The following is a 24,992-nucleotide window of genomic DNA, read 5'->3' on the forward strand; positions in this document are numbered from 1 at the left end:
CGTCCGTCTCTCCGTCCGTCCCCTGAGCAAGTCCCGCGGAGTCCTGTCATGGCAGCAAGTTACGGTGCGAACGACGTCTGGGGTCAGGCGATCAACCTCTTGACGGGGTATCCGATGCCTGACAGGAAGACGATCTTCGACAAGATCAGCAGCGTGCCCGACAAGATCCCGCTGTTCCGGATGGACATCCAGGGACCCGATCCCGTGGCCGGGCTGACGACCGACGACTTCACCGGACTCGTCCAGGGCGTCTGGCTGCCCAAGGGCGAGACCTACGACCTCCCCTTCTACGCCAGGTTCGGGGCGGGCGCCGCCGGTCTCTACAAGGCCAGGCTCGTCTTCATCGGCGTGCCGCTCGACTCCACGGGCGCCGTCAACCTGCCGGACGACGGCGAGATCAGCGAGGGCGGCCCGTTCCAGGGCAGCTACACCCACACGGACTGGGACACCGGTCCGATGTCGCAGTACATCAGCGGGGCGAAGGCCGCCCTCGACAAGCTGATCAACGACCACACCACGTACAACCTCTCGTACAGCGGCGCCACCGTGCCCCACGAGGACAGCGTCGACCTCAACACCTTCGAGGACATCGCCAGGTCCTTCGACAGGTCCACGAAGTTCTTCGTCGACCACGGCAAGACGCTCGCCGCCTGGGAGAAGTCCCTGGGCAGCGAGCAGGCGGCGTGGAAGGGCCAGGCCGCCGGCGTCTTCTGGAACCTGATCCACACACTGAACAAGAACTACGAGAGCTACGTGGACCAGCTCGGCGGCGAGCACTACGCGGCGGCGAACACCACCATCAGCGGCTACACCCCGCTGTCCAAGTACGCCGACAGCATGGCCCAGGCCCAGCGGAACCTGCACGACCAGGCCGTCGCCCTCCAGTCGGCGTGGAGCAACTGGGCCACCGGCTACGGGGCGCACTGGCCGCACAGGTGGCTGCTCTCCGTGCTCTCCGACCTCACCTCGTGGGTGGTGCAGAACAACGCCACCCAGGTGATGAAGGACGGCAGCGTCACGGGCCAGTTCACCTCCAACCACCCGGTGTACGGCGACCTCACCAACGTCCAGAACTGGAAGAAGGTGGGCGAGGACGCGGTCAACCGTTGGAACGCGCACGTGGACTCCGTGCTGACCCCGGCGGCGGGCAACGCGCTGGTCGCCCTCAAGAGCAACTGGGCCGGTGCGAGCGAGAACTTCGCCCAGCCGCTGGAGACCAAGAACTCCACGTCCCTGACCGACGCCTACAACAAGGACCAGGCCCAGAAGGACAAGGACCAGGCGCAGAAGGACAAGGACGCCGCCAACGACGCCCTCAACGACGCCCTGGACAAGAACAACCAGAGCCTCGACAACATCAACCAGGGCCTCAACGACGGCCTGAAGGGGATCAACGACGGCCTGGACGACGGCCTGGGCGGGCTGAACGACAACCTCAGCAGTGTGGGCGGGGGCCTCAACGACGGCCTCAAGGGCATCGGCGACGGCCTGGGCGACGGCCTGGGCGGGCTGAACAACAACCTCAGCACCGTGGGCGGGGGCCTCAACGACGGCCTCAAGGGCATCGGCGACGGCCTGGGCGGGCTCGGGGGCGGCCCGGGCGGGCTCGGCGGCCTGAACCCCGGCCTCGCGGGCCTGGCCGGGCTGACGGGGGGCGGCGGCCCCGGCGGCCCCGGTACGCCGGGCGGCGGCGGCCCCCTCAACAACCTGCTCTCCTCCCCGGGCGGCCCCAACCTCCTGGGCGGCAACACCGGCGGTGTGGACAGCATCACCAATCCGGACGGCAGCACGACCAAGCTGAACGCCGACGGGTCGCTGACCACCACGTCCCCCGACGGCAGCAGCACCACCTTCAACCCGTCGACGGGCAAGCTGAACACCCTGTCCCCGGACGGCAAGTCGAGCGTGTCCCAACTGACCGCGAACCGCAGCGTCACCAATCCGGACGGCAGCACGACGAAGCTCAACAGCGACGGGTCGCTGACCACCACGTACCCCGACGGCAGCAGCACCACGGTGGACCCCTCGACGGGTGCCGTCACCACGACCAACGCGGACGGCTCGACCAGCAACTCCCTCCTCAACCAGCAGCTCGGCACGTTCAGCACCCCGGACGGCGGGAGCGCACACCTCAACCCCGACGGGTCGCTGTCCACCAGGTTCCCGGACGGCACCACCGAGGTGGTCAACCCGGACACGCACACGGTCACCACGACCGCCCCCGACGGCACCGTGCACACCTCCCACCTGGACACCGGCGACAGCTTCACCAACCCGGACGGCAGCAAGACGCTGCTCAACCCGGACGGATCGCTGTCCACCACGTTCCCGGACGGCACCACCCAGCTCGTCAAGCCGGACGGCACGCTCCAGACCACGAACCCGGACGGGACGACCAGCAGCACCGACCTGCTGAACAGCGCCTCCCACTCGGGCGGCCTGGACACCAGCGGCCTCGACGACGCCCTGAAGCACCTGGGCGACCTCGGCAACGGCAACGGCCTCCACGTGCCCCATGTCGACACCACGGGACACGTGCCGGGCGGCGGGCCGGGTGACGTCGCGGGCCCCCTGAACTCCGGTCTGCCGTCGGGCGGGTCCCACGACCTCGCCTTCGACGACCTCCAGGACCCCTCGTTCACCGGAGGCGCACTGGGCGCCCCCGCGGCGAGCGCCGCGAACAGCGCGGGCGGCGGGTTCCCGCCCGGCGGCATCCCGCTCAACCCGGGGCTGGGCGGCATGGGCGGCGGCATGGGCGGCGGCATGGGCTCGCCGGGCGGCGCCGGCGGCAACTCGTCCAGCGGCGAGCGTGTGCGCACCGTGCACGGCGACGGCGACGGTGCGTCCCTCAGGCGGCGGTCCCGCCGCGGGGAGCCGGTCGAGGAGGGGGAGGACCTGGCCCTGCCCCGCCGCTCCACCACCACCAGCAGCTCGGGTGCGTCCCACACCGCGGGCTCCGGTGCGGCGCAGGCCGGCAGGTCCACCGAGAGCGGCAACCAGCCGAGGCCCAGTTACGTCGTGGACGAGGAAGAGGACGTCTGGGGCAGCGAGGACGGCGGGGCCCCGGCGGTGATCGGCTGATGAACCGGCAGCCGAACCGGCCGCAGGCGCCCGCGCCCGGCACCCCCGAGTCGGTCAGTGAGCGGCTGGCGCGCGCGATGGCCGAGCTGGAGGCGACCGAGGCGGCGGTGGCCAAGGCGGAGGAGGAGCTGCGGGGCGCCTCGGTCACCCTGCGCTCCAAGGACCGCGCGGTGGAGGTCACGGTCACCGCGCAGGGTGAGCTGACCGGACTGCGCTTCCTGGAGAACAAGTACCGCACGATGGCGGCGTCCGAGCTCGCGGCCAGCGTGCTGGACGTGGTGGGCCGGGCCAGGATGCAGATGGCCCGCCGTGTGATGGACACCTTCCAGCCCTTCACCGAGCCCAGCGCGCAGGTGCCGGAGCTGACCGGTGTCGACATCGACTGGGTGAAGATCTTCGGGCCGGGCGTCCTGGAGGACGAGGACGCGCCCGGCGCCACCCGGCGCAGGAGCGCCCGGGGACTGCGCGACGAGATCACCGAGGACCCGGAGGAGTAACGACGCATGGCCGACGACAACGCCTACTTCGCGGACCCCGCACGCCTGCACAGCGGGATCCGGCAGATCGAGAGCATCAGCTCCCTCGCCCAGGCGATGCTGAAGGACTTCGTCGACGAGGTGAACGCGACCAAGCACTGGCCGGGCGAGGACGACAGTTTCGCCAAGCAGGTCCTGCCCCGCGAGCTGAAGGAGCGCCAAGGGTCCACCGACACCATCCAGTCCATCGCCGACGCCGTGGTGGGCATCGCCGACGGCACGACCGCCAACCTCCGGAACATCACGGAGACCCAGGACGGCAACATGGACGCCATCCGGGACTCCGGCCGTGGTGCGGGCCATCACGGGAAGCACTGAGTACTCCGCATGGCTATCATGGCCTCGAAGAAGGTCAACGACCTTCTGTTCGGCCTCATCGGGGAGAGGCTCCTCCAGGCGAACGAGGACCTGGCCTTCGACAGCCACAAGGCGTTCAAACAGCTCGCCAAGAACATCAGGGACCTGTCCGACATCGTCGAGCAGACCCTCCTGGGCACCAGCACGGCCCTGCCGCCCCAGGTCGGCAGGCGCTACGCACGATCCATGAAGCTGTTCGTGCAGGACGGCGACACCAACCACCTCAAGGAGTTCGCCGACCAGCTCGACGAGATCGCCGAGGGCCGCATCACCACCTCGATGAACATCGTCGAGTCCAAGCGTGCCGTCATCGCCGAGGCGATCCGGCTGCTCGTCGAGCTCCTGATCGACGCGGTGATCGCCATCTTCAGCGGCGGCTCGTCGGCCGGCGACGCGGCGGTCGCCAAGGCCCGCAGCAGGGTGCTCATTCTGACGATCATGGACGCGCTGCTGTCGCGCACCCATCTGATGCCCACCTTGAGCGAGGCGTTCGAGGAGGCGTTCATGGCCTTCGCCGTGCGGCTCTCCATGCTCATCGACGCCCCGCACGGCGCCCGCCCCAAAGGCTTCGACTGGGGGCAGATCGCCCTCGACGGCGCGCTGGGCGGTCTGGCGGCGCTCTTCCACGGGGGCATTTCCAAGGCTCTCGACCTCGACGGCATATTCAAGAACATCTTCAAGAACGACCTCAAGAACAACCCCTTCAAGGATTTCCCGGACGACGTCGGCTCCAAGGTGGACCCCCCGCCGGGCCTCGGTGGGAAGAACTCCCCCGACGTGGGCGGGAGGCATTCCCCCGGGCCGGATCCGAGCAGTTCGCCGGGCCCGGACGCCAGGCACCTGCCGAACTCGGACGGGCCCGGCGGGCCGGGGCCGGTCGGGCGGAACACTCCGGGCGGGCGGGCGCGGAACACTCCGGGCGGGCGGGCGCGGAACACTCCGGACGCGCCCGGCGGCGGCCCCAAGCGGACCACGCTGGAGCGGGTCGTCGGCAAGTCGGGCTCGGACGCCCGTAACTTCGTCGCCGAAGGGGGCTCGGAGTCCCTCGCGGAAGGCGTGCTGGGCGCCCTGACGGGCAACGGCTTCTCGTTCAGTTGGGACAGCTTCCTGGGCGGGGGCATCAGCGGCAAGGTCGAGGAGACGCTGAGCGCGGGTGCGCACGGCCTGGGGCAGTGGGCGAACCGCACCTTCTCCTTCGGCAACTCCCCCAATCCGTCCGCCGCCGACGGCGTGGGCCGTGGCGCAGACGGCCCCGGTGACGGCGCGGCCCATGGTGGCGCGGGCACCGGCGGCCGTGCGGTGCCCCCGGGCGCGTCGGCCGCTGAAGGGCACGGGGCGGGCGCCCCCGGCCGCTCGGGCACCGGTGGGGACGCGGGGACCGGCGACGCCCGGTCCGGCGGTTCCGGGGTGCGCACCACCAGTGTCGACGAGCAGGATCCCGGCACCGTGCACACGGGGCGGCCCGACGTGTCCGGTGCGGACTCCACCGGCACGGGTGCTCCGCACACCGACGCCCCCGCCACGCACGCCCCCGCGGCGGACCCCGCGGGCAGCCACGCCCCGGGTGCCGGCAACACACCGCGCGACGGCGGCGGCAGACCGGCCACCGTCTCGGCGGACTCCGCCCCGCATCAGCCGCCCCGGCACCTCGCGGCGGGGGACGACGGGAACGACGCGTCCCACGCCGCGGGCAACGGCTCCGGCTCGGGCGCGAACTCCAGCTCCGGCGCGGGTGCGAACTCCGACTCCGGCGCGGGTGCGAACTCCGACTCCGGCGCGAACTCCGACTCCGGCTCGGACCAGACCCACCGGACGAACCAGACGGAGCAGCCCGAGCAGACCCCGCAGGCCCGGCACACCGAGCAGGACGAACACACCGGGAGCACCGGGAGCACCGAGCACACCGGCAACGCCGAGCACACCGGGAACGCCGGGAACACCGGGCGGACGGACGGGGTGAACCGGCCGGCCGAGCCGGACGCACTACCCCGGCACGACGGCGACGACGCCCCGGCCACGGACGCGCCCGCGCCCGCGCAGGAGGGGACGCCGGACGACACCCCGGTTCCCGGCGGCACGTCGGAGTCCTTTGAGCAGGGGCCTGACACCACGTCGCCGACGGGGCCCCCGGTGACGCCTCCTGCGGTGCCCACGTCGACACCGTCCCCCACACCTGCGCCCGCCACGACGTCCGCGCCGCCGCCCTCGCCCGTCGCCGCCTCCTCCCCGCCCACACCCACGTCCACACCCACGACGACGCCCACCCCCGTGCCGTCGGCCACGTCCCCGGCGGCGGGCGGCGAGCGGCACCATGCGGATGCCGTCGGCCCCGAGGGCACGCGTCCCGGCCCGGCCGACCGGGCCGGCAAGGGCCCGGAGCGCGCCCCGGGGAGCCGTGGCGGAATCGGCCCGGCGTCGGGCATCGTCACCACCAGCACGTCAGGGCCGTTCGAGACCACCTCAGGCGTGCCGGACGCGGACGCGGGGACGGCGGCGCCCGCGTCCGACACGCAGGGCGGGACCGCGGACGTCGGGCGGTCCGGCCCCGCGGCGGACTCCCGTCCCACCGTGGAGTCCGCGCCGTTCGTGCTCGGTTCCGGCTCGGCGGACGAGAGCGGCGGCAGCGATGCCTTCGAGCCTGCCGTGGACGTGCTGAGTGAGAGCGGCGAGGGCACGCCCGGCGTCGGTCCCGACCGTCCGGAGGTGATGTCCTCGGGGTTCGACGACGACGGCGACTCGCTGTTCGGCGGGCCCGCGGACGGCTGGGCGGAGCACGGTGACCCGGGGATGGGGGTGTCCGGGTTCGACGACGACGATGACGACGAGGGCACCACGGCCGGCGCTCCCCCGGCCCCCGACACCCTCGAGGAGTTCGTGGCGCTCGTGGAGCCGCTGCGGGCCCACCTGATGAACACCGACGACTGGTACCGGCAGGACATCAGGCTGGCCGTCATGGCCCGGCCTGGCGGGTCGACCTTCGCCGAGTGGCGGGACGGCCAGGTGGGTCACGCCTCCGTCGCCATCCTGCTGCCCGGGCGGGCGGAGCCGGTGGTGATCGGCTTCTATCCGGCCGTGGACAAGGGCTACCACTCCGTTCCCGGTGGTGTCATGGGGGAACAGGATGGCCTGCTCCTCGATCCGCAGGTCCGGATCCTCCAGACCCATGCGATCAACGCCGACCAACTGCTGCATGCGTTCAACTACGCCTCCCGCAACTTCGAGGCGTCCTACGACCTGCTGCGCAACAACTGCGTGGTGTTCGTCAACGAGTTCACCTCCGCGGCGCTGGGACGCAACCTGGTGCAGTTGCACGTGGACGCGCCGGACGCCCTCATCCGGGCACTGCGGGGCGCGTCGGACTGGCGGTGGGCGGACGGCACCGCACCGGTCACCGAGCTGAACCCGGACGACAAGGAGACGTTGTCCCTGGCGGAACTGCACCTGCGGATGGGCGTCAGGGGGGACGCGTTCGCGCGGGCGATGGGCTGGGCGGGTACCCGGGTGGCACTGGACCACCAGCGTCCGCTGGTCAACGGCACGCCGACCGGGGTGCAGCAGGAGCAACTCGACCTTCTCGGCTCCTTCACCACCCTGCTCGCCTACGAGATGAACGTGCGCGGCGAGGAGTCCGCGCAGGCCCTGTCCCGGCGTCTGGGCGAGTCCTACGGCACCCTGCGGACCGATGCCGCCGCCCTCATGGAGCCGGACGCGACCACCCACCCGGAACGACTGCTGGACGATCTGTGGCGGGACCAGAACGGCATACCGGTCCCGAACCTGAAGAGCGACGACGCGATACCCACCGTCTTCACACCGGACGACCCGGACGACGTGGAGGTGCTGTTCGACGCCGACGCCGACGAGGCGACCGAAGCGACCGAAGCGACCGACGACGGAACCACCGCACCCGCGCACACCCCCGCACCCTCGGCCGCCCGCACCGCAATGCCTCCCCCCGCCGCTCCGGGCACCGCGACCACCACGGGCACGGACACGGGCAGGAACACGGACACGGACTCGCCGGGGCCGCGGGGCGGGTCGGGGCCGCGGGACCGGCAGGAGGTGCCGCCGGGGCCCCGGAGCATGCTCACTGACCCCCTTGAGCCCGCCTTCGACGCGTTGAGCGAGGGGGGTGAGGAGCGGCGGGGCCGCGAGGTGGCGGACAGCGATCTGACGGAGGGGATGCGGCGCCGTCTCGACGCGCCCGCGGTCGTCGGCGCCACGGTACGGGTCAGGGACCTGAACGGTCTGCGTTTCGCACGGCAGGCGCACTGGGGTCCCGACACCCGTGTCCAGGTCGGCGCGCTGGGGCTGAGCCATCCGGACCGGGCGGCACTGGTGATGCGGGTGCGCGGACTCGACGACGACCTCGCCGACGCGCTGTGGAAGAGGCTCGACGACGAACCGGCGGCCCCGGTACGCGTGCTGGTGCACCCCGGATACGCCTCGGGCGACCAGTTCGGCATCGCCGCCGCGCTGATCGCCGACCCCAATCTGCACGTCGTACTGGTCGGCGGGGTCCAGGGCAAACCGGACTCCAGCGACGCCATCGCCGCCTTCTACCAGGGCAGCGGCATCCCGGCCTCGCAGGTGCACCGGGTCACGGCCGGCCCCGGCGAGTCGGCCGGCGCGGCCGCCCGGCCGGTGGCCGGCAGGATCCTGGACACCGTCGACCCCCGCCCCACCTCCCGGCAGCGCAAGGACCTCGTCCTCGGCGTCTCCGACGGCACGAAATGGGTAGCCCGCAACTTCACCGTCGGTGTGCGCCGGGCGGTGCGCAGGGCATGGGGAGTGGACGACACCGGCTTCCCACCCCAGAACCAGGAAGCCGTCCGCACATGGCTGACCGCCCAGGGCGCCGAACCCTCCCGCCAACAGGACACCCTCGTCCTGTGGTCACGCTTCAGCGGCAAGAAAGGCGACGCACACGCAGAACACGACACCTCCTACGAAGGCATCCGCCAAATCCTCACCGACCTCGCCACCCGCTCCACCCACCACGGCGAGAAACCACTCGTCATCATCGCCGGCGACGCCTACGCCGACCCCACCCACCGCGACAAATACCGCCAGATCGTCCACGAAGCCCGCACCCACGGCCTCAACGTCCACGACCTGACCAACTTCTGGAAAGGCGACAAGAACGCCCTGCACACCTGGGGCGGAGACGACCGCATCGGCCAACTCAAACTCTACGAATACCTCCACCGCCACAGCCGCACCACCCGCCACCTCGGATTCCGCAGCGGCAACCTCGAATCCCTCGCCCTCATCGGCCACACCGTCCGCTACATGGAAGAACCGCGCAGCGAGGGCGGCGACCGGATGGCCCAGTGGCACGCCGCCACCAACTCATCACGCACCCCGCGCGGGGCCCTGGCCACCGGATACGAACGCATCATGGTCAAGGAACCGCCCACCCGGACCGGCAAGGTCATGACCCGGTTGCGGGCCCAGGCCGCGCAGACGCCGTCCGCCGACCGCGCGACGAACCCCCTGCCGGACTTCAGGCGCCCCGCCTGGCTCTACGGCGCGCCCCACCGGCAGCCCAAACCGGACAAGTTCTTCGCCCGCGTCGAGAAGGGGTTCGCCCCGGACGACCTCCGCCAGATCACCGACTACCTCCTCCCCCCACCGGCGGGCACCGCGGCAGCAGGACGGCCGAGCCAGGCGGGCCACGGCGGCCGACCGGTCCAGACCGGCCAGACCGGCCAGACCGGCCGCGGCGGCCGGCCGATGCACGGCGGCCAGAGCAACCGTGACGGCCAGACGGACCGCGGCGGCCACACGGATCGCGGCGCCCGGACGGACCACGCAGGACAAACGGCCCGCGGCGGCCGGACGGACCACGCAGGGCAAACGGCCCGCGGGGGCCGGACGGACCGCGGCGGCCGGACGGACGGCGGCAGCGTCACCCAGCAGCAGCCCAGGAGGTGGCGCGGCGACGGGACGGAGCCGATCACCGAGAGCGGGGCACCGGGCCGTGCGGGCGCTGCCGTGGACGCGGTGCCGCCGAGGCCCCTGCCGACGGTCGGGTCCACCACGCCCGCGCCCGCCCCCACTCCCACCACCGGGCCCCCGCCGGTGTCGCGCGTCGTGGTGCGGCCGGTGGACGGCCCCGGTGCGGACGAGGCGTCGGTGCGGACGCTGGACGACCGCCTGGTGCCGGACCGGATGGTGCGCCGCTACGCGGTGCGCGAGGGGCGGGGCGAGGACGCCCGCCTGATCGGGCTCGGCTCCCACTCGGCACATGACCAGGCACAGCGTGCCGACCGCTGGCCGCTCGTGGTGTCCAGTGCGGAGTACGCCGACTACGACGACGTCCGCAAGGGCTTCGTCGGGCCGGCCCGGACGCGCGACTGGGACGGTGACGCCTCCCACTGGTTCGGCCACGGCACCGCCACCCGGGTGAAACTGGCCCGCGAGGACGGCACGAGCGACGAGGTCACCGGCCGCGAGTTCGGCCGCGCCCTGCAACGCTGGCTCGACCTCGGGCCGCGCGAGCGGCCGGTCGTGCTGTACTCGTGCGAGACCGGCCGACCGCCCGAGCACGGCGGGCTGCCCGTGGCCCAGCACGTGGCGAACGTGACGGGGCGTGTGGTGCACGCTCCGACGACCGAGGCGGGCACGGCGAAGGACGGCACCGGCAGGGTCCGGCCCGTGCTGTACCTGGACGAGAACGGCGCACGGGGCGCGTGGTCCGTCTTCGCGCCGGAGCCGTCCGGCGAACGGCTCGGCGAACTGGCGCGTGCCGCCGGACTGCACGAGGGCCCGGGACCGGTGGACCCCCGGGCGGGGCTGCGCACCCTGCAACTGGTCAGAACACTGCGCGGCACCCACGGCACGCACGTCGAGGAGTCGGCCGGCTACCCGGACCTGCTGCGCGGCCTCGCCGCGGTCGACGCCCTGCGGTGGAACGGCGTCGACGGCGCCCCGGCCGAGCGCCACACCGACGGGCGGATGACGGCGGACCTGCTGCGTCGGGTCACCCGGGACACGCTCGGCCTCGGTGCCGCCGCGGACCCCACCCCCGCCCAGTACGCGGCCGTGCTCGCGGCCGCGGACACGGCCCGCCGCGCCGACCCCGGCACACCCCTCGCCCGGCTTGCCGTCCCCACGGACACCGCCCGGGACCACGCCCCGCCCGCTTCCCCGGCCACCCCGGGGGAGAGCGACTCCACGAGCGTCGCCCCGGCGAGCGAGCCCCTCCACGAGGAGAACGCCGGCCAGGAGCGCACCCGGGTGCCCGAAGGGAACAACGGAAACAGCGGGAACAGCGGGAACAGCACTGCGGCGAGCACCGCGGAGGGGGCGGGGAAGGGCCCGGCGGAGCGCACGCCCGAGTCGGCGCCGGCCTTCGAAACCGCCAGGCGGCTGGCACCGGCGGGCGGCCGGCCCGGCCTCGACGTGCTGGACGTCGCGGCGGACGGCGACTGCTTCTTCGCCGCCGTGCTCGTCGGCGCCGCCCGGCAGCACCCCGGCTCCCCGCCGCGCGACACCACCGTCGGCGACCTGCGGGAGAACGCGGCGCGGTGGTTCGCCGCGTCCCAGGCGAAGAAGGACATCGACGCGCTGGGCACGGACCCGCTTCAGACACTGGTCGGGGATCTCGGCACACCCGCCCTCCGGCACGTGCTGGGCGACCCTGACCTGCCGCCGCTCAGCCCCGACCAGCAGACCAGGGTCGCCGACGGCGTCGCCCGGCAGGTGGAGGCGGACCGTGCGGCGGGGCGCACCACCGACCGGGAGGCGGTCCGGGCCCGGCTGACGGACCAGCAGCACGGGGACCTGCTGCGCGGGCGGCTCCGGTTCGAGCTCAGCCTGGGCGGGCCCGAGGCGCAGCGGTACTGGGGCCGGCTGCTCGACACCGCCTACCCGCGGTGGGCGGCGGACGGGGCGGCGCCCACCCTCGCCGAGATCAGCGGTGCGTCCACGGCGGACCTGGTGGAGCGGGCGATCCGCGACGTGCGCCTGTGGAACACGCCGTTCTTCGACCACGCGGTACCGGCGGTGGCCGGGTACCTGGACGTGAACGTGGTGGTGGCCCAGGACGATCCCGCCCGGGACGTGGCGCTCCTGCCCGACGCGGACCGCACCCTGTACGTGCACTACAACGGCAGGGACCACTACTCGGCCGTGTCGGTCCCGGCGCGTCAGGGCGGGCGGCAGGCGCAGCCGCGGGACTCCGCCGCCGCCTCGAAACCGCCCACGCCGGCACGCGTCAGACGGGTCCGGTTCGCCGACGACCCGCCGGCCGAGCCGAAGCACGACACCGGCACCCCGCCCGGCCACCCGACGGACGAGGCCGCCGAAGCCTCGGAGGCCGCCGAAGCGCAGGACCCGTTCGTACGCATCGAGACCCAGCTCGACCTGCACCGCCCCCCGCGCCTGGACCGCGCCCTGCTGCCCCCGTCCGTCTCCGGCCGGCCGGTGGTCTTCAGCGACGGCAGCCGGCTGCCCGGGTACCTGACCGGCGAGCACGGCGGCGACGCCACCGACGGCAGCTACGGCCCGAGCGCGGTCACCCTGCGCGGCATCGACGACGTCGTCGACGAGATCGGCGGCCACTTCGCCCTCGACAGGTCCGCGGAACCGCTGGCCGACCTGGCGCAGGCCCTGCACGGCACCCCCCGCGTCTTCCACGGCGACGGCTACGAGTCCCCGCCGTTCGTGGACGCGCACGGCCGGGTGCGGGTGCTGCGGGTCGCCACCCGGCCGCACGGCAACTGGGAGCGGTTCGCCGATGTCCACGGCGACCCCGTCAGGGTGGACGTCGGCGACCGCAGCCAGGTCACGTTCGGCGCCGTCAAGTCGGTGAGCACCACGCACCGGCTGGCGCCCAGCGTGGCCGTCGGACCGCCGGGCGGGCCCGCGGCGTACGGGCGGGTGGGCGGCGCGGTCGGCTACCAGCGCGCGTTCGAGTTCGGTATGCAGGACCAGACGCACAGCCGAGGCGAGACCCGGCGCACGGACGGCTCCCATGTGCACCTGGACGACGTGCACTACGACGTCTGGCTGAGTGGCGCCCCGTCCGCCGTCAGCCGCTCCGGCCTGCCCAGGCCGTTCTTCCCGGGCGATCCCCACCTCTCCTTCGGGGTGCGGGGCGGGCTGTCCGTGCGGATCCCCGACGGCGAGACGGCACGGGAGGAGCCGGGCCGGGTGCCGCGCACGATGGAGCTGGGCCCCGGGTCGAACTACCGGCTCGTGCACAGCGAGGGGTTCGGATCGGTCGCCCGGATCCGCAACTGGGCGCTGCGGAAGGTGGGGGCCGCGCCGGGCACCCCGGCCTATGCGGAGACCGCCGGGTTCTTCACCTCGGAGAACTTCCAGCGGATGGCGGACCGGATGGCGCACGGCCAGGTCAGCAGCCGCCAGTTGGTCGCCGACGACGGCACGGGCACGCCCATGGGCGCCTTCGTCGTGGACCGGGTGGTGCCCGGCAGGGCCAGGCTGCTCACCGAGACCAGCGCCGCCGAACTGCGCCACTTCGTCCAGCAGACCGTCAAGAACGAACGGACGCTGTCGAAGACCTATTCACAAGAGGTCAACGCGGTCATCGGTCCCAGCTTCGATCTGCTCGGCTTCTTCGGGCACGCCGCGAACCTGCGGGCCGCGTTCGGGTTCCTCGGCCGCTACCGGCGCAGTACGACGCACGGCGCGGTGTTCGGCGGCTCCGGCGCACGGCGGATCGGCGGCCGCGCGAAGCAGGTGCCGACCGCGCTCTACCTGGTCGACAAGACCGTGTACGTACGCAGGACGGGTGACGCGGAGGCCACGCCGTTCACCACCTGGAGCCTGGACAGGATGACGCGCACCGAGGCGCGCCGTCTCGCGGGCTGGGACGACGGCACCGCCGAGCGCGGCAAGAGCGGCAACGAGCCCTTCGCGCCGGTCTACCTCACCGACGACGACCCGGCCGTCCTCGGCATGGCCCGGCCCGAGGCGTTCACCTACGGCAACGGCGACCTGGTCCGCACCGGGACGGACGCCGACCGCCCGCGCTCCGTGCTGGAGTCCTTCACCGACCAGGTGATCAGGGCCGCCGCCGACACCTATCCGGGCATGATCGCTCCGCTTGAGGAGTTCGGCGACCCGTCCGATCCGCGCTGGCGCAACGCCGACCACTACCGGATGGCGCTCCAGAACACCCTGAACGTCATCACCGCCCTGTCCGAGCACAGCGTCGCGGGCAACCTCGAAGCGCTCGTCTCGACCGGGCTCAGGATCGGCCTGGTGGTCCCCGGCCGTTTCACCCGCGCCTACCGCTGGGTCTGGATCGACGGCCGGCTGACCGACCGCCGCTACGAGGGCACCCAGAACGACCTCATCCTGCGGGGCAGCGCGCCCGGCACGGAGCGCCTGGACGGGCTCCAGCAGGTGGCCAGGGGCACCGACGTCGGTTTCGAGGCCAGCGTCGCGCTCCGGGACACCGAGCAGGACGCGGCGGGCGCCCCCAAGAACATCGGCACCGCCCGGCTCGGCCCCGTCTGGGGCCGGGGCAGGAGCAGCAGGAGCGGATACGGCCCCTCGGTCTCCCACGAGGCGATGTCCATCACGGCCGCCGGGTCCCAGTTGCACAGCTACCGGGTGGAGCTCTCCGCGCAGGTCGGCGGCTACTGGCGGTTCCGCAGCCTGTGGCGGGGCATCGGGTCGCTGGGGCTGCTCGGCACGCACTTCTTCGTCAGGTCGGAGCCGGGCACCCACCTCGTCGGCGGGGACGCCGGAGCGCCGGTGGTGGGCCGGGTCGTGCTCGCCGTCCCCGACGAGCACACCCCCGACACCGACCCGCACGCGGCGCCCCGCGGGCGCCGCAGGCCCCGGGTGCGCAGCGAGCGGATGGATCCCGAGCAGGCCGCGGCGCTGGCGGCCGGGCGCACCCGCGACGCCTCCGCGGGCCACGGCCCCGACGCGTTCGGCGACGAGAGCCCCCAGACCCTCAGCGTCGGTGCCCACGAGGAGCTGGTGAACAGCGTCGAGGAGGTCCTGAAGGACGCCTCGGGCGACTCCTGGCACTTCACGACGATCGGAGCGGCGCCGCACGACTCCGCGGTGCGGCCGTTCCAGCCGCAGTACCTGGCCGGCGGCTTCGACCAGACCTCGGGCCCCGCCGGTTCGCGGATCACCGGCCTCTTCGGCAAGGGCCCCTACCTGAACCGGCTCGGTGCCCTCGTCCACCGCACCCGGGTGGTCGACCCCGTGGTGGTGTCCAAGCCGGTCAAGGTCGAGAACGACCTGACGATCAGCGCCTCGCACGACGTGTCCCACGCGGTCACCCACACGCACACCTTCACCGTCAGCGGCACGGGGAGCCTGGCCCACAGCCACCCCGTCGGCCCCTCGCTCTCCGGTTCCTACGGGCTGCTCGGGGGCTGGGGGCGCTCGCGCGGCGAGACCCGCACCGTGACCCGCACCAGCACCTCGGAGATGGAACTCGACGACGAGGGCCACAAGGTCCTGGTGTCCGCGGACGTCCAGCACGACATCGTCGCGTCGGTGCGTACCGACGGCGTCCTCTCCCCCCTGCACCGGCTCGCCACCTTCTCGCGCGCCACCGCGGTGGGCCGGCGCCTGACCTTCGCCGCCGACTGGCTCGGCCATCTGCCGGAGAAGGCCGCGCACCGGCTCGGCCTCATCCAGGACAGGCTCGGTGAGGTGCCCCGGTACACCGCCCAGGCGTGGCGCCTGCCGCGGTGGCTGCGGGAGAACCCGTTCGGGTCCTACCCCGCCAACCCCATGGACGCCACGCAGGTGCTGGCCGACTTCGACGAGCAGTTGGACGGCCTCGACGTCGACACCGCGAGCCGGGAGCGCATCCACGCGCTGGTGACCCCGCGCGCGCTGCGCGCCCTGCGCGACGAACTGGCCGCCACCGGGACCAGCACCCGCACCCGCATCGGCGGTTGGGGGTGGCGCTCGCTGCGGATCGGGGGCAGGACCGCGGCGCTGCGCATGGAACTCGTCGCCGGCGAGCCGACGTTCTCGGGTCTCGACCACAGCGTCAGCCTGCTCGACATGCGGTTCGCCACCGAGACGGTCGGCGACCGGCTGACCCGTACCCGCGACCGCTCGCTCGGCGCCAATGTCGGCGAGTCCGTCAGGACCGACGAGCCGGTGGTGAGCGCCGCGGGCCCCACCTACGGCGAGTCGGGTTCGAGTTCGGCGTCCAGCTCCGCCGCCCGCTCCACCTCGCGGATGGCGATGAACTGGTTCGGCGCGAACGAGCCGCACGCGAACTTCCACACCCCCTACCGGCTGCGGCTCACCCTGGACCTCGGCGGGCGGACGCTCGCCGAGGCCGAGGGCGACGTCGGTCGGCTGCGCGAGCAACTGCCGATCAGCCTCGCCGCCCCGGTGCCCGCCCAGGCCGGGCAGGACGATCCGCTCGGCACCCCGGCCCTCGACGACCCGCGCCCCGACGTCGCCGTCTGGCGGCCCGGGACCGTCACCCGGGGCACCGTCGACGCCTGGCGGTCCGACGGCGGCGCCAGGCCCCCCTTCGAGCTCCCCGCGAACGGCTACATGGTCCGCCGGATCGTCGGCCTGAACGGACTGCGGGCCGCCGCGGACCTGGCCGTCGCCCAGGCGTACGGCGCCGACCCGGTGTCCACCCCGGAAAAGCCCGTCCCGGACGGCGCGCTGCGGGCCGCGGCGGGCATCGCCACCGCCACCGCGCAGGGTGCGGTGCCGCCGGTGCCGCCCGGAGCGCGGCTGTCCGGGACCGCGTTGGACGAGGCGGTGGCCAGGGCCCGCCGCACGGGGCTGACCAGGCCGGGCACGGCACCCGCGCTGGCGCTGCACGAGGGCACCAGCAACTCCGCGCTCACCTCCTTCTACCGGGACACCACGACCGCCGAGGGCTACCCGGTGGAGGGCCTGTCCGAGGACACCCTGGTGGGCGGCGCGGACGGCGGCATCCGCTTCTACTCAAGGCCCGACTTCAGCCGTGCGAAGCTGCTCTCGGTGGCCCCGGACACGGTCATGGAGAGCCCCACCCGGCACACGGCGGGCTCGGACACCTCGGTGTCCCGCAGCGGTGTGCAGGAGTCGGTCGTCGGCGGGCAGCCGGCGCTTGCCACCGACCCGGCCGGCTCCGTCCTGCCCCAGGCCGCCGGCACCGGGGTCAACACGGGCGAGACCGACGGGCGCAGCCTGGGCGGATCGGACACCGCCTGGCTCAACGTCAAGCCCAAGGCCGGCCGGAGCTTCCTGTTCGCCGTCCCGACCGACTGGCTGGGCGTCGCCGAGGTGCACCGGCACGTCAAGGACAGCCGCGCCGGCACCTGGCTCGCCGAGCACCTGAACCCGTTCGGCCACGTCAGGCAGGGCCCGCGGGCGGTGGAGGCGGGGACCACGGTGCTCGCCTGGATCCGCGAGGACGTGGCCCGCGACCTCGGCCTGATCAGCGACGACACCTTCCCGCCCCAGGTGGCCGACGCCTGGTCGCAGGTCGCCAAGGCCGGCGGGGCGTGGACCGACGCGGACAAGGCGTACTGGGACCACCGCCGTGCCACCGCCGAGCTGCGGGACCGCCACGCCGCCCTGCGGCACGCGCGGGCCGCCGCCAAGATGCGCCTGGAGCGCGCCCTCGGGGCCGGGGCGGCCACCGGCCGGGACGGCGCGGAGCCGAGGGGCACCGGGAGCACAGCCGTCCCGCAGGACGCGGCGCTCGCCCGGCGGCAACTGAACGAGGTGACCGCCGAACTCAAGGACGTCCGGCGCGCCCTGCACACCGCGTACACCGCGATGCGGTCCGAGCTGCGCAGGGCGGAGGCCGAGGCAGCCGACTTCCACCGGGTGCGGGCCGAGGCCGACCGGCTCACCCGCTGGCACCGGCTGCCCGCCGAGCCCGCCGAGCCCGGCGCACCCGCGCGCCGTGCCGGCCTCACCGAGCCGGAGCCGGTGGTCTACCGCCCGCTGCCCCCGCCGCCCCCGCAGAGCGGGGTGGAACCCCTCCCGCGGTACACCACGGGCGCCCCGGCGGCCGAGGCCGCGCACGGCACGAAGGACGAGGCGGGCCCCGGCGGCCCGGGGACCCTCACCTCGCCCTCGGGCCTGCGGTACACGCTCCACGACGTGCCCGCGGACGGCGACGCCTTCTACCACGCGCTGGCCGAGGGGCTGCACCGCCTCGGCCCCGCGGGGCCCGACCGCCCGGCGGCCGGGGAGGGGCCAAAGCGCCAGGAGGCGGCCGGTGGGCTGCGCGACCTGCTCGCCGCCCGGCTCGGCCACCCGGACAACGCCGATCTGCTGGCCTTCACGGCCCCCGACACCGAGGACGGCTTCAGCCCGGCGGAACTGGCTGACGCCGGGGTCTCCTTCGGCGCGGACACGCCCGAGCGGCGCGAGTGGGACGCCACCGGGAAGCTCCCGCTGCACGCCCGGCTCCCCGGAGGGGCACGGGCCCGCCTGGCCGCCCTGTCCCTGGCCCGCCCCGGCGCCGCCGACGACGGCGGCGGCTGGGACCACGGTGCCGCCGACCTCCTCCCCGCCCTGGCCGCCCGCACCTTCGGGGTGCGGCTCACCGTGGTCCGCGACGACGGCGGCTTCCAGGACTTCGCACCGCGCGCGGAAGCCGCGGACGCCCTCCCCCACCTGGTGCTGCACCTCAAGGACCGGCACTACCGGCTGGCCGTGCCGGAGGGCACCGCACCGTCCCGGCCGCCGCTGCCCGCCTCGCGTCCCGCACGGGACGCCGCGACGACGTCCGGCGGGACGAGGGACACCGAGGACACGGCAGGCACCCAGGACACGGCAGGCACCGAAGGCACCGGTGAGGGCACGGCCGCGGCGGACACCACCGCCGTCCCCGAGGACGCGCCCGGACGCCCGGCACACCGCGAGGTGCCGTGGCGGACCGGCGCCCGCGACGGGTGGCGGGTCCGTGCGGATGCCCGCGGGAGCGTGCTGACCGGCCCGGACGGCGCCCGGTACGACCTCGTGCCGCACACCGGGGACGGCAACGGCTTCTGGCCCTCGCTCGCCACCGCGCTCCACCCGGACCGCGAGCGCGACCCGGTCGGACTCGTCCGCGGCGCCCGGCTCCCCTCGACCGCGGCACTCGACCGGGACGCCACGTTCACCCACGACGAGCTGCGGCGGGCCGGGGTGGTGCTGGACGCCGAGCAGTCCGAGCGGTTCCGCCGCGACGGCGGCCGCATCCCGTCCGACGTGGCGCTGCGGCCCGCGCAGGAACGCGCCCTGCTGCGCACCCAGTTGCACACCGCCCGCCGCTGGGACGACACCACGGCACGGATGGCGGCCCGGCTCGCCGCCGACGTCCACCGCGCCACCGTCACGGTGGTCGAGGAGGACGGCAGCGCGCACACCCACACCGCACCGGACGCCGTGGCCGGCCGGACGGCGACCCTGTACCGGCGCGGCTCCGAGTACCTGCTGGCCCGCCCGCGGCCGGAGCCCGCACGGGTGCCCGCCGACCACCTGGAACCGGCCTCCGGAGCGCTTGGCGAGGGGGGTGAGGAGCGGCGGGGCCGCGAGGTGGCGGACAGCGATCTGACGGAGGGGATGCGGCGCCGCCTCGACGGGCCCGCGGTCGTCGGCGCCACGGTACGGGTCAGGGACCTGAAGGGGCTGCGTTTCGCACGGCAGGCGCACTGGGGTCCGGACACCCGTGTCCAGGTCGGCGCGCTGGGCCTGAGCCATCCGGACCGGGCGGCACTGGTGATGCGGGTGCGCGGACTCGACGACGACCTCGCCGACGCGCTGTGGAAGAGGCTCGACGACGAACGGCCGGCGCGCCCGAGGGTGCTCGTGCAGCAGGGGTACGCCACCGGCGACCAGTTCGGCATCGCCGCCGCGCTGATCGCCGACCCGAACCTGCACGTCGTCGTCGTGGCCGGACTCGACGTGGAGAAGAGCAAGCCGGGCACGGCGCGGACCATCGCCGACTTCTACCTCGCCAGCGGGGTCCCCCCTGCGCAGGTCCGGCTGGTCGAGGCCCGCGGCCGCAGGCTGGAGGAGGTGGGGCAGCGGGAGGCGGAGTCGATCCTCGGACGCAAGCTGCCCGGCGACTTCAACGACCACCGCAAGGTGCTGCTGCGCATCAACGCGGGCACCAAGTGGGTCGCCGGCAACTTCACCGTGGGTGTGCGCCGTGCGGTGCGCAAGGCATGGGGGGTGGACGACACCGGCTTCCCCCGTCAGAGCCAGGAAGCCGTCGGCACATGGCTGGCCGGCCAGGGCGCCGTGCCCTCCCCCCACCAGGACACCATCGTCCTGTGGTCACGCTTCAGCGGCAAGAAGGGCGACGCCCACGCCGAACACGACACCTCCTACGAAGGCATCCGCCAGATCCTGAAAGACCTCGCCACACGCTCCACCCACCACGGCGAAAACCCACTCGTCGTCATCGCCGGCGACGCCTACGCCGACCCCGCCCACCGCGACAAATACCAGCAGATCGTCCAGGAAGCCCGCGCCCAGGGCCTCAACGTCCACAACCTGACCAACTTCTGGAAAGGCGACAAGGACGCCCTGCGCACCTGGGGCGGCGACGACCGCATCGGCCAACTCAAGCTCTACGAATACCTCCACCGCCACAGCCGCACCACCCGCCACCTCGGCTTCCGCAGCGGCAACCTCGAATCCCTCGCCCTCATCGGCCACACCGTCCGCTACATGGAGGAACCGAACAGTGCGGGCGGCGACCGGATGGCGCAGTGGCACGCCGCAACGAACTCGCTGCGCACTCCGTGGGGAGCCCTGGCCACCGGCTACGAGCGCATCCTGGTGGCCGAGCCGCCGACCCGGACCGGCAAGGTGATGACCCGGCTGCGGGACCAGGCCGCGCGGATGTCGCGTGCGGACCTCGCCAGGAACCCCCTGCCGGACTTCAGGCGCCCCGCCTGGCTGTACGGCGCCTCCCACCGGCAGCCCAAACCGGCGAAGTTCTTCGGCCGCGTCGAGAAGGGGTTCTCCCCCGAGGACCGCCGCCAGATCGCCGACTACCTCCTGCCGCCACGGGCCCGCGCCACCACGGCACCCCGCACCACCACGGCACCCCGCACCACCACGGCTCCCCACGACGGCCCGGTGCGGCCCGGCCCCGCCCCGGCCGACCCCGTCATGCCGGTCGCCGTCCATCCGGCCGACGCCCCGCGCCGCCGCTCCGGGACGCTCGTCGACGACCCCTTCGACGCCGATCAGGCGCGCCGCTGGAAGATCCGCAAGCTGACGTCCGCCATCGGCAGGATGCTGAGCGACCCGGGCGTCGACGCCGTACGGCGCCAGGACGAGGCGGCCCGGATGGCGGCCGAGGTGGGCCGGCTCAGGCGGGCCCTGCTCGACACCGATCTGACGGCGTTCCTGAGCGGTCCCGACATGGACCTGGAAGAGGGCCTCGACGCACGCCAGACCCGCATCCGCGAGCTGCGCATCGCCCTGTCCGGCCGCGGTACGGACGTGCCGCCGTCCCAGGACCTCCTGGAGGAACTGGCGGTGCTGCACGCCGAGGCCGCGCAGATCCGTGCCGAACTGCGGCGCCGCGAGGAGGAGGTCCCGCACAGCCAGCGGATGGTGCCCTCGCTCGCCGACATGCGGATCACCAGGCTGCTGGTGTCCGGCGGCGACCCCGAGAAGGTCCTCCAGGAGATGTGGGCCGAGAACTCGGACCTGTCGGAGCGCAGCCGGCGCCTGGCGCCCGCCGGACCGGGCGGGACGGGCGCGGACGACGACGGCCGGGACGCCGTGCGCCTCCTCGTCGAGCACCGCGGGGAGCGCGCCGAGGAGGACCTGCGCGTCTACCACACCCTGGCCCGGCGGCGGGGCGTGTGGGACCGGGTGGACCAGACCCTGGCCCTGAACCTGGTGATGGCCGAACGGCGCGCGAAACAGCTCGGGGCGCGGGACATGCTGGCCGCCCGTGAGCGGATCGCGTCCACCCCGGCGACGGCCGGGCTCTACGCCCTGCCCGACGCCGAGGCGGAGCCGTTCCTCGAAGCCGTGCACCGGCACCTGGCCGGGGGCATGTCCCTGGTGAGCCATGTCGCGTTGGACGGCGAGGCGAACGGCGGCCCGCTGCTCACCGCGCTGACGGCCGGGCCCGACGTACCGCTCGGCGAGGTGCTGGCGAGCGCCGCGGGCGCACCGCCGGTGGCCGCCCCCGAGGAGCGCTCGCTGCCGGCCGCGCTGGTCTCCACCCGGTACCAGCGGGGCGGTGCCGCACACCCGGGCGGCGCGGTCATCCGCTGGAAGCCGGCGGTACGCGAGCGGACGGTCCACACCTTCACCGCGGACGACGTCCGCGCCCCCGCCGACCCCGGCCACGGCGCGACGCTGTCCTCGCTGTACCCCCTGCTCGCCCACGGCGACTCGAACGCGGTGCGGCTCGCCCTGGCGGAGGCGACGGGCTTCGCCGCCGACCGCGAGCTGCGCCGGCGGTTCGCGGCCGGACGGCCGGCCACCGACGCCCACTTCGGTGCCCTGATCCACGGTGACCTTCGCTGGCGGGACGTGCAGGAGGTCGTGCTGACCCACTCCGACGCCGCGTCCGAGCGGCAGGCGCGGCTGCACAAGGAGCGGCTGGAGCGCTTCTCCCGGCAGCACGGCCTGGGGCTGCGGGTCTCGCTGACCCGGGTGCCGGCCGCGCGGCCCGCGGACTCCGGGCCCGGGCAGGATCCGTCGGAGCCGGTGAGCACGGCGCTGACGGCGGACACCGGCAGTGGGCGCGGGACCGTGGGCCGGGACTACACACCGCTCCTCGAACGCGAGGCGGGCGGACTCGACGGCCTCGTGACGCACGAGGTGGCCCTAGCGGAGGAACGCAGGTCGGGCTACGCCCTCACCATGTCCAGGGCGCCCTGGTCGGCCCCGGGCACCCCTGCGCCCTTCCTCGTCAAGGCGCTGGGCACGCCCGGTGGCATCACGGTCCAGCTCGGCGACGGCACGACCACGACCCTGGACCCGGGGGAGTTCGCCGACCTGCTGGCCGACGACCCCGACCTGCGGCAGGCGCCACCGGGCACCCCCGTGGTGCTGGCCGTGCCCTTCGGCGGCGCGCACGGGCTCGACCTGCCCCGTCTGGTGGCGGCCAGGACAGGACGCGAGGTGTGGTCGGTGAGCGGGCCGGTCGAGGTGGTGCCCGCCGTCGGCGGGAAACGGCTCATCACGCGGTTCCGGCCGGCCGACCGTGCGGAACCGGTCGGCAACTGGATCGTCAGCCGGCCTGGCGACCTGCCGCGCGGGGACGGCGCGGCGGACGGGGCTGCGGTGGTGCCCGGCGTCATCCGCGCGGTGGACGGGGACATCGTCCTGGACACCGACGTGGTCACCCATACGATCACCGGCCCCGACCACCGGTCGGTGGGCCGCGCCTCGCACACCCCGGCGGCCCAGGGCGAACGCGAGGCGAGTCAGCAGGAGCTGCACCGGCGGCTGGGCTTCCTTCCCGCGGAGTTGGTCGGCGGCAGGCTGCGGACCACGTCGGAACAGGAGCGCGACCTGCCGTGGGCGCAGGACGTCGCCGAGGGCCGCACACCGTACTTCTTCAACGCGCACGCCGACTCGGCGGCGGTGGACCTCGTGACGGTCGTCGGGGGTCCGAAGCAGTCGGGGGGCCGCTCCGCACTGCGCACCGTGCGGGTGGGCGGCTCGGAGTTCGGCAGGTACCTGCGGCGGCGCCCGAGCCTGGCCCGGCTCGCCCCGGGGACACCCGTCGTACTGATGGCCTGTTCGACGGGGGACGGGACGGCGGACGGCACCCGGCCGGTGGCGCAGCTCGTCGCGGACAAGACCGGGCGGGTGGTCTACGCCCCCACCGGACCGTCGAACGTGGACGCCCTCGTGGCACCGGGGCAGCGCAAGCGCACGCCGGGCTGGGAGCGGTTCGAGCCGCGCACCCGGCCCGCCCAGGGCGCGGTGCAGGACGGTCGGCCCGGCGCCACCGCCGCGCACGGCGCTCCGGCACCCGGCACGCACCCGCCCGCCGGCCTCGTGCTCACCGGCCCGGCGACCGAGGCGCCCGCGGATCCGCAGCCCGCCGTGCCCGGGGCGGAGGGTGCCGTGCCCGAGCGGGAAGTCGGCACCGGGCGGGAGGCCGACGACGTACGGGAGGCCGAGACCGTACGGAAGGCCGACCCCGACCGGGAGCAGGACCCCGACCGGGCGGAGGACCCCGACCGGGAGCAGGGTCCGGGCCAGGAGGAGGGACCCGGTCAGGAGGAGGGACCCGGTCAGGCGGAGGGCGCCCTCGACGCGGCCGTGCCCGCCCGGGAGGGGGAGGCGCCCTACACGGTGTCGGGCCCCTCCGAACTGACCGCCCCGGACGGGACCGTGCTGGACCTGAGCGGGGCCCCGGGCGCGGGCAGCGGCTTCGTCGACGCGCTCGCCGATGCCCTCGAACGGGACGGGGGGACGGTGCGCGGGCTGTCCCCGGAACCCGGGGAGAGCCCTGCCGACGCGCTGCGGCGCACCCTGGCCGCCGGGCTCACGGAGGCCGATGCGCCCGACGGTCCGCTGCCCGTCGACGGTGTGGAGGTCTCCATCGCGGCGCTGGACGCGGCCGGGATCGCCCTGGGCGCACCGGAACGCGCCCAGGCCGAGTTGCTCGGCGGCCGGTTGCCCCTCGCCGAGGCCGGCCTGGCCCCGCACCGCCAACTCGCCGTCCTGCTGCGCTCGTCCCACGACCGGAACGACTCGGTGGCCCGGGCGGCCGCGAGCGTCGCGGCCGGGGTGCTGCCGATCGGCCTGCACCTGGTCGACACCCGCAGCGGTGCCGTGACACGCTTCCCCGGCGCGGACGGGCAGGCGCCGGTGGTGCTCGCGACCGACGGAAACGGCTTCCGGGCGGCCCTGCCCAGGCCCGGCGCCGCCGTGCCGGACGTGCCTGACGACGTCACCCCCGCCGGTCCCCGTCCGGACGGCGCCGACGGCCGGCGGCAGCCCGCACCGTCCGAAGGCCCACCGGCGCAGTGGCACGAGGCGGGCCCACCGGCAGCGACTCCGCCGAACACGCCCGTGACGACCGAGTCGCGCGGCTGAGTCGCGAGGAAGGAAGGACAGGTC

At 74.3% G+C, this 24,992-nt stretch carries 4 protein-coding genes; all 4 read left to right on the forward strand.

The window, feature by feature from the left end; genetic code table 11:
- The first annotated feature begins 48 nt into the window (after positions 1-48).
- From IE313_RS17180 to IE313_RS17195, 4 genes are read left to right on the forward strand one after another with little or no spacing between them, the layout of a single operon-like run.
- Entirely contained in the window at positions 49-3,081 is a 3,033-nt protein-coding gene (locus IE313_RS17180; RefSeq protein ID WP_189933034.1) for an AAWKG family protein, read from the forward strand.
- Entirely contained in the window at positions 3,081-3,578 is a 498-nt protein-coding gene (locus tag IE313_RS17185) for a YbaB/EbfC family nucleoid-associated protein (protein ID WP_189933036.1), read from the forward strand. Before IE313_RS17180 ends, IE313_RS17185 begins: the two co-directional genes overlap by 1 nt.
- A gap of 6 nt (positions 3,579-3,584) precedes the next feature.
- Complete coding sequence (locus IE313_RS17190; RefSeq protein WP_189933038.1) at positions 3,585-3,935, forward strand: hypothetical protein; 351 nt, start codon at positions 3,585-3,587, stop codon at positions 3,933-3,935.
- 9 nt (positions 3,936-3,944) lie between these two features.
- The gene (locus IE313_RS17195; RefSeq protein WP_189933040.1) at positions 3,945-24,968 is read left to right on the forward strand and encodes a hypothetical protein; all 21,024 of its coding nucleotides are present in this window, start codon (positions 3,945-3,947) and stop codon (positions 24,966-24,968) included.
- Positions 24,969-24,992: the final 24 nt, after the last annotated feature.

This window comes from Streptomyces sulfonofaciens, assembly GCF_014656295.1.
In the GTDB taxonomy this organism is placed as follows: domain Bacteria; phylum Actinomycetota; class Actinomycetes; order Streptomycetales; family Streptomycetaceae; genus Streptomyces; species Streptomyces sulfonofaciens.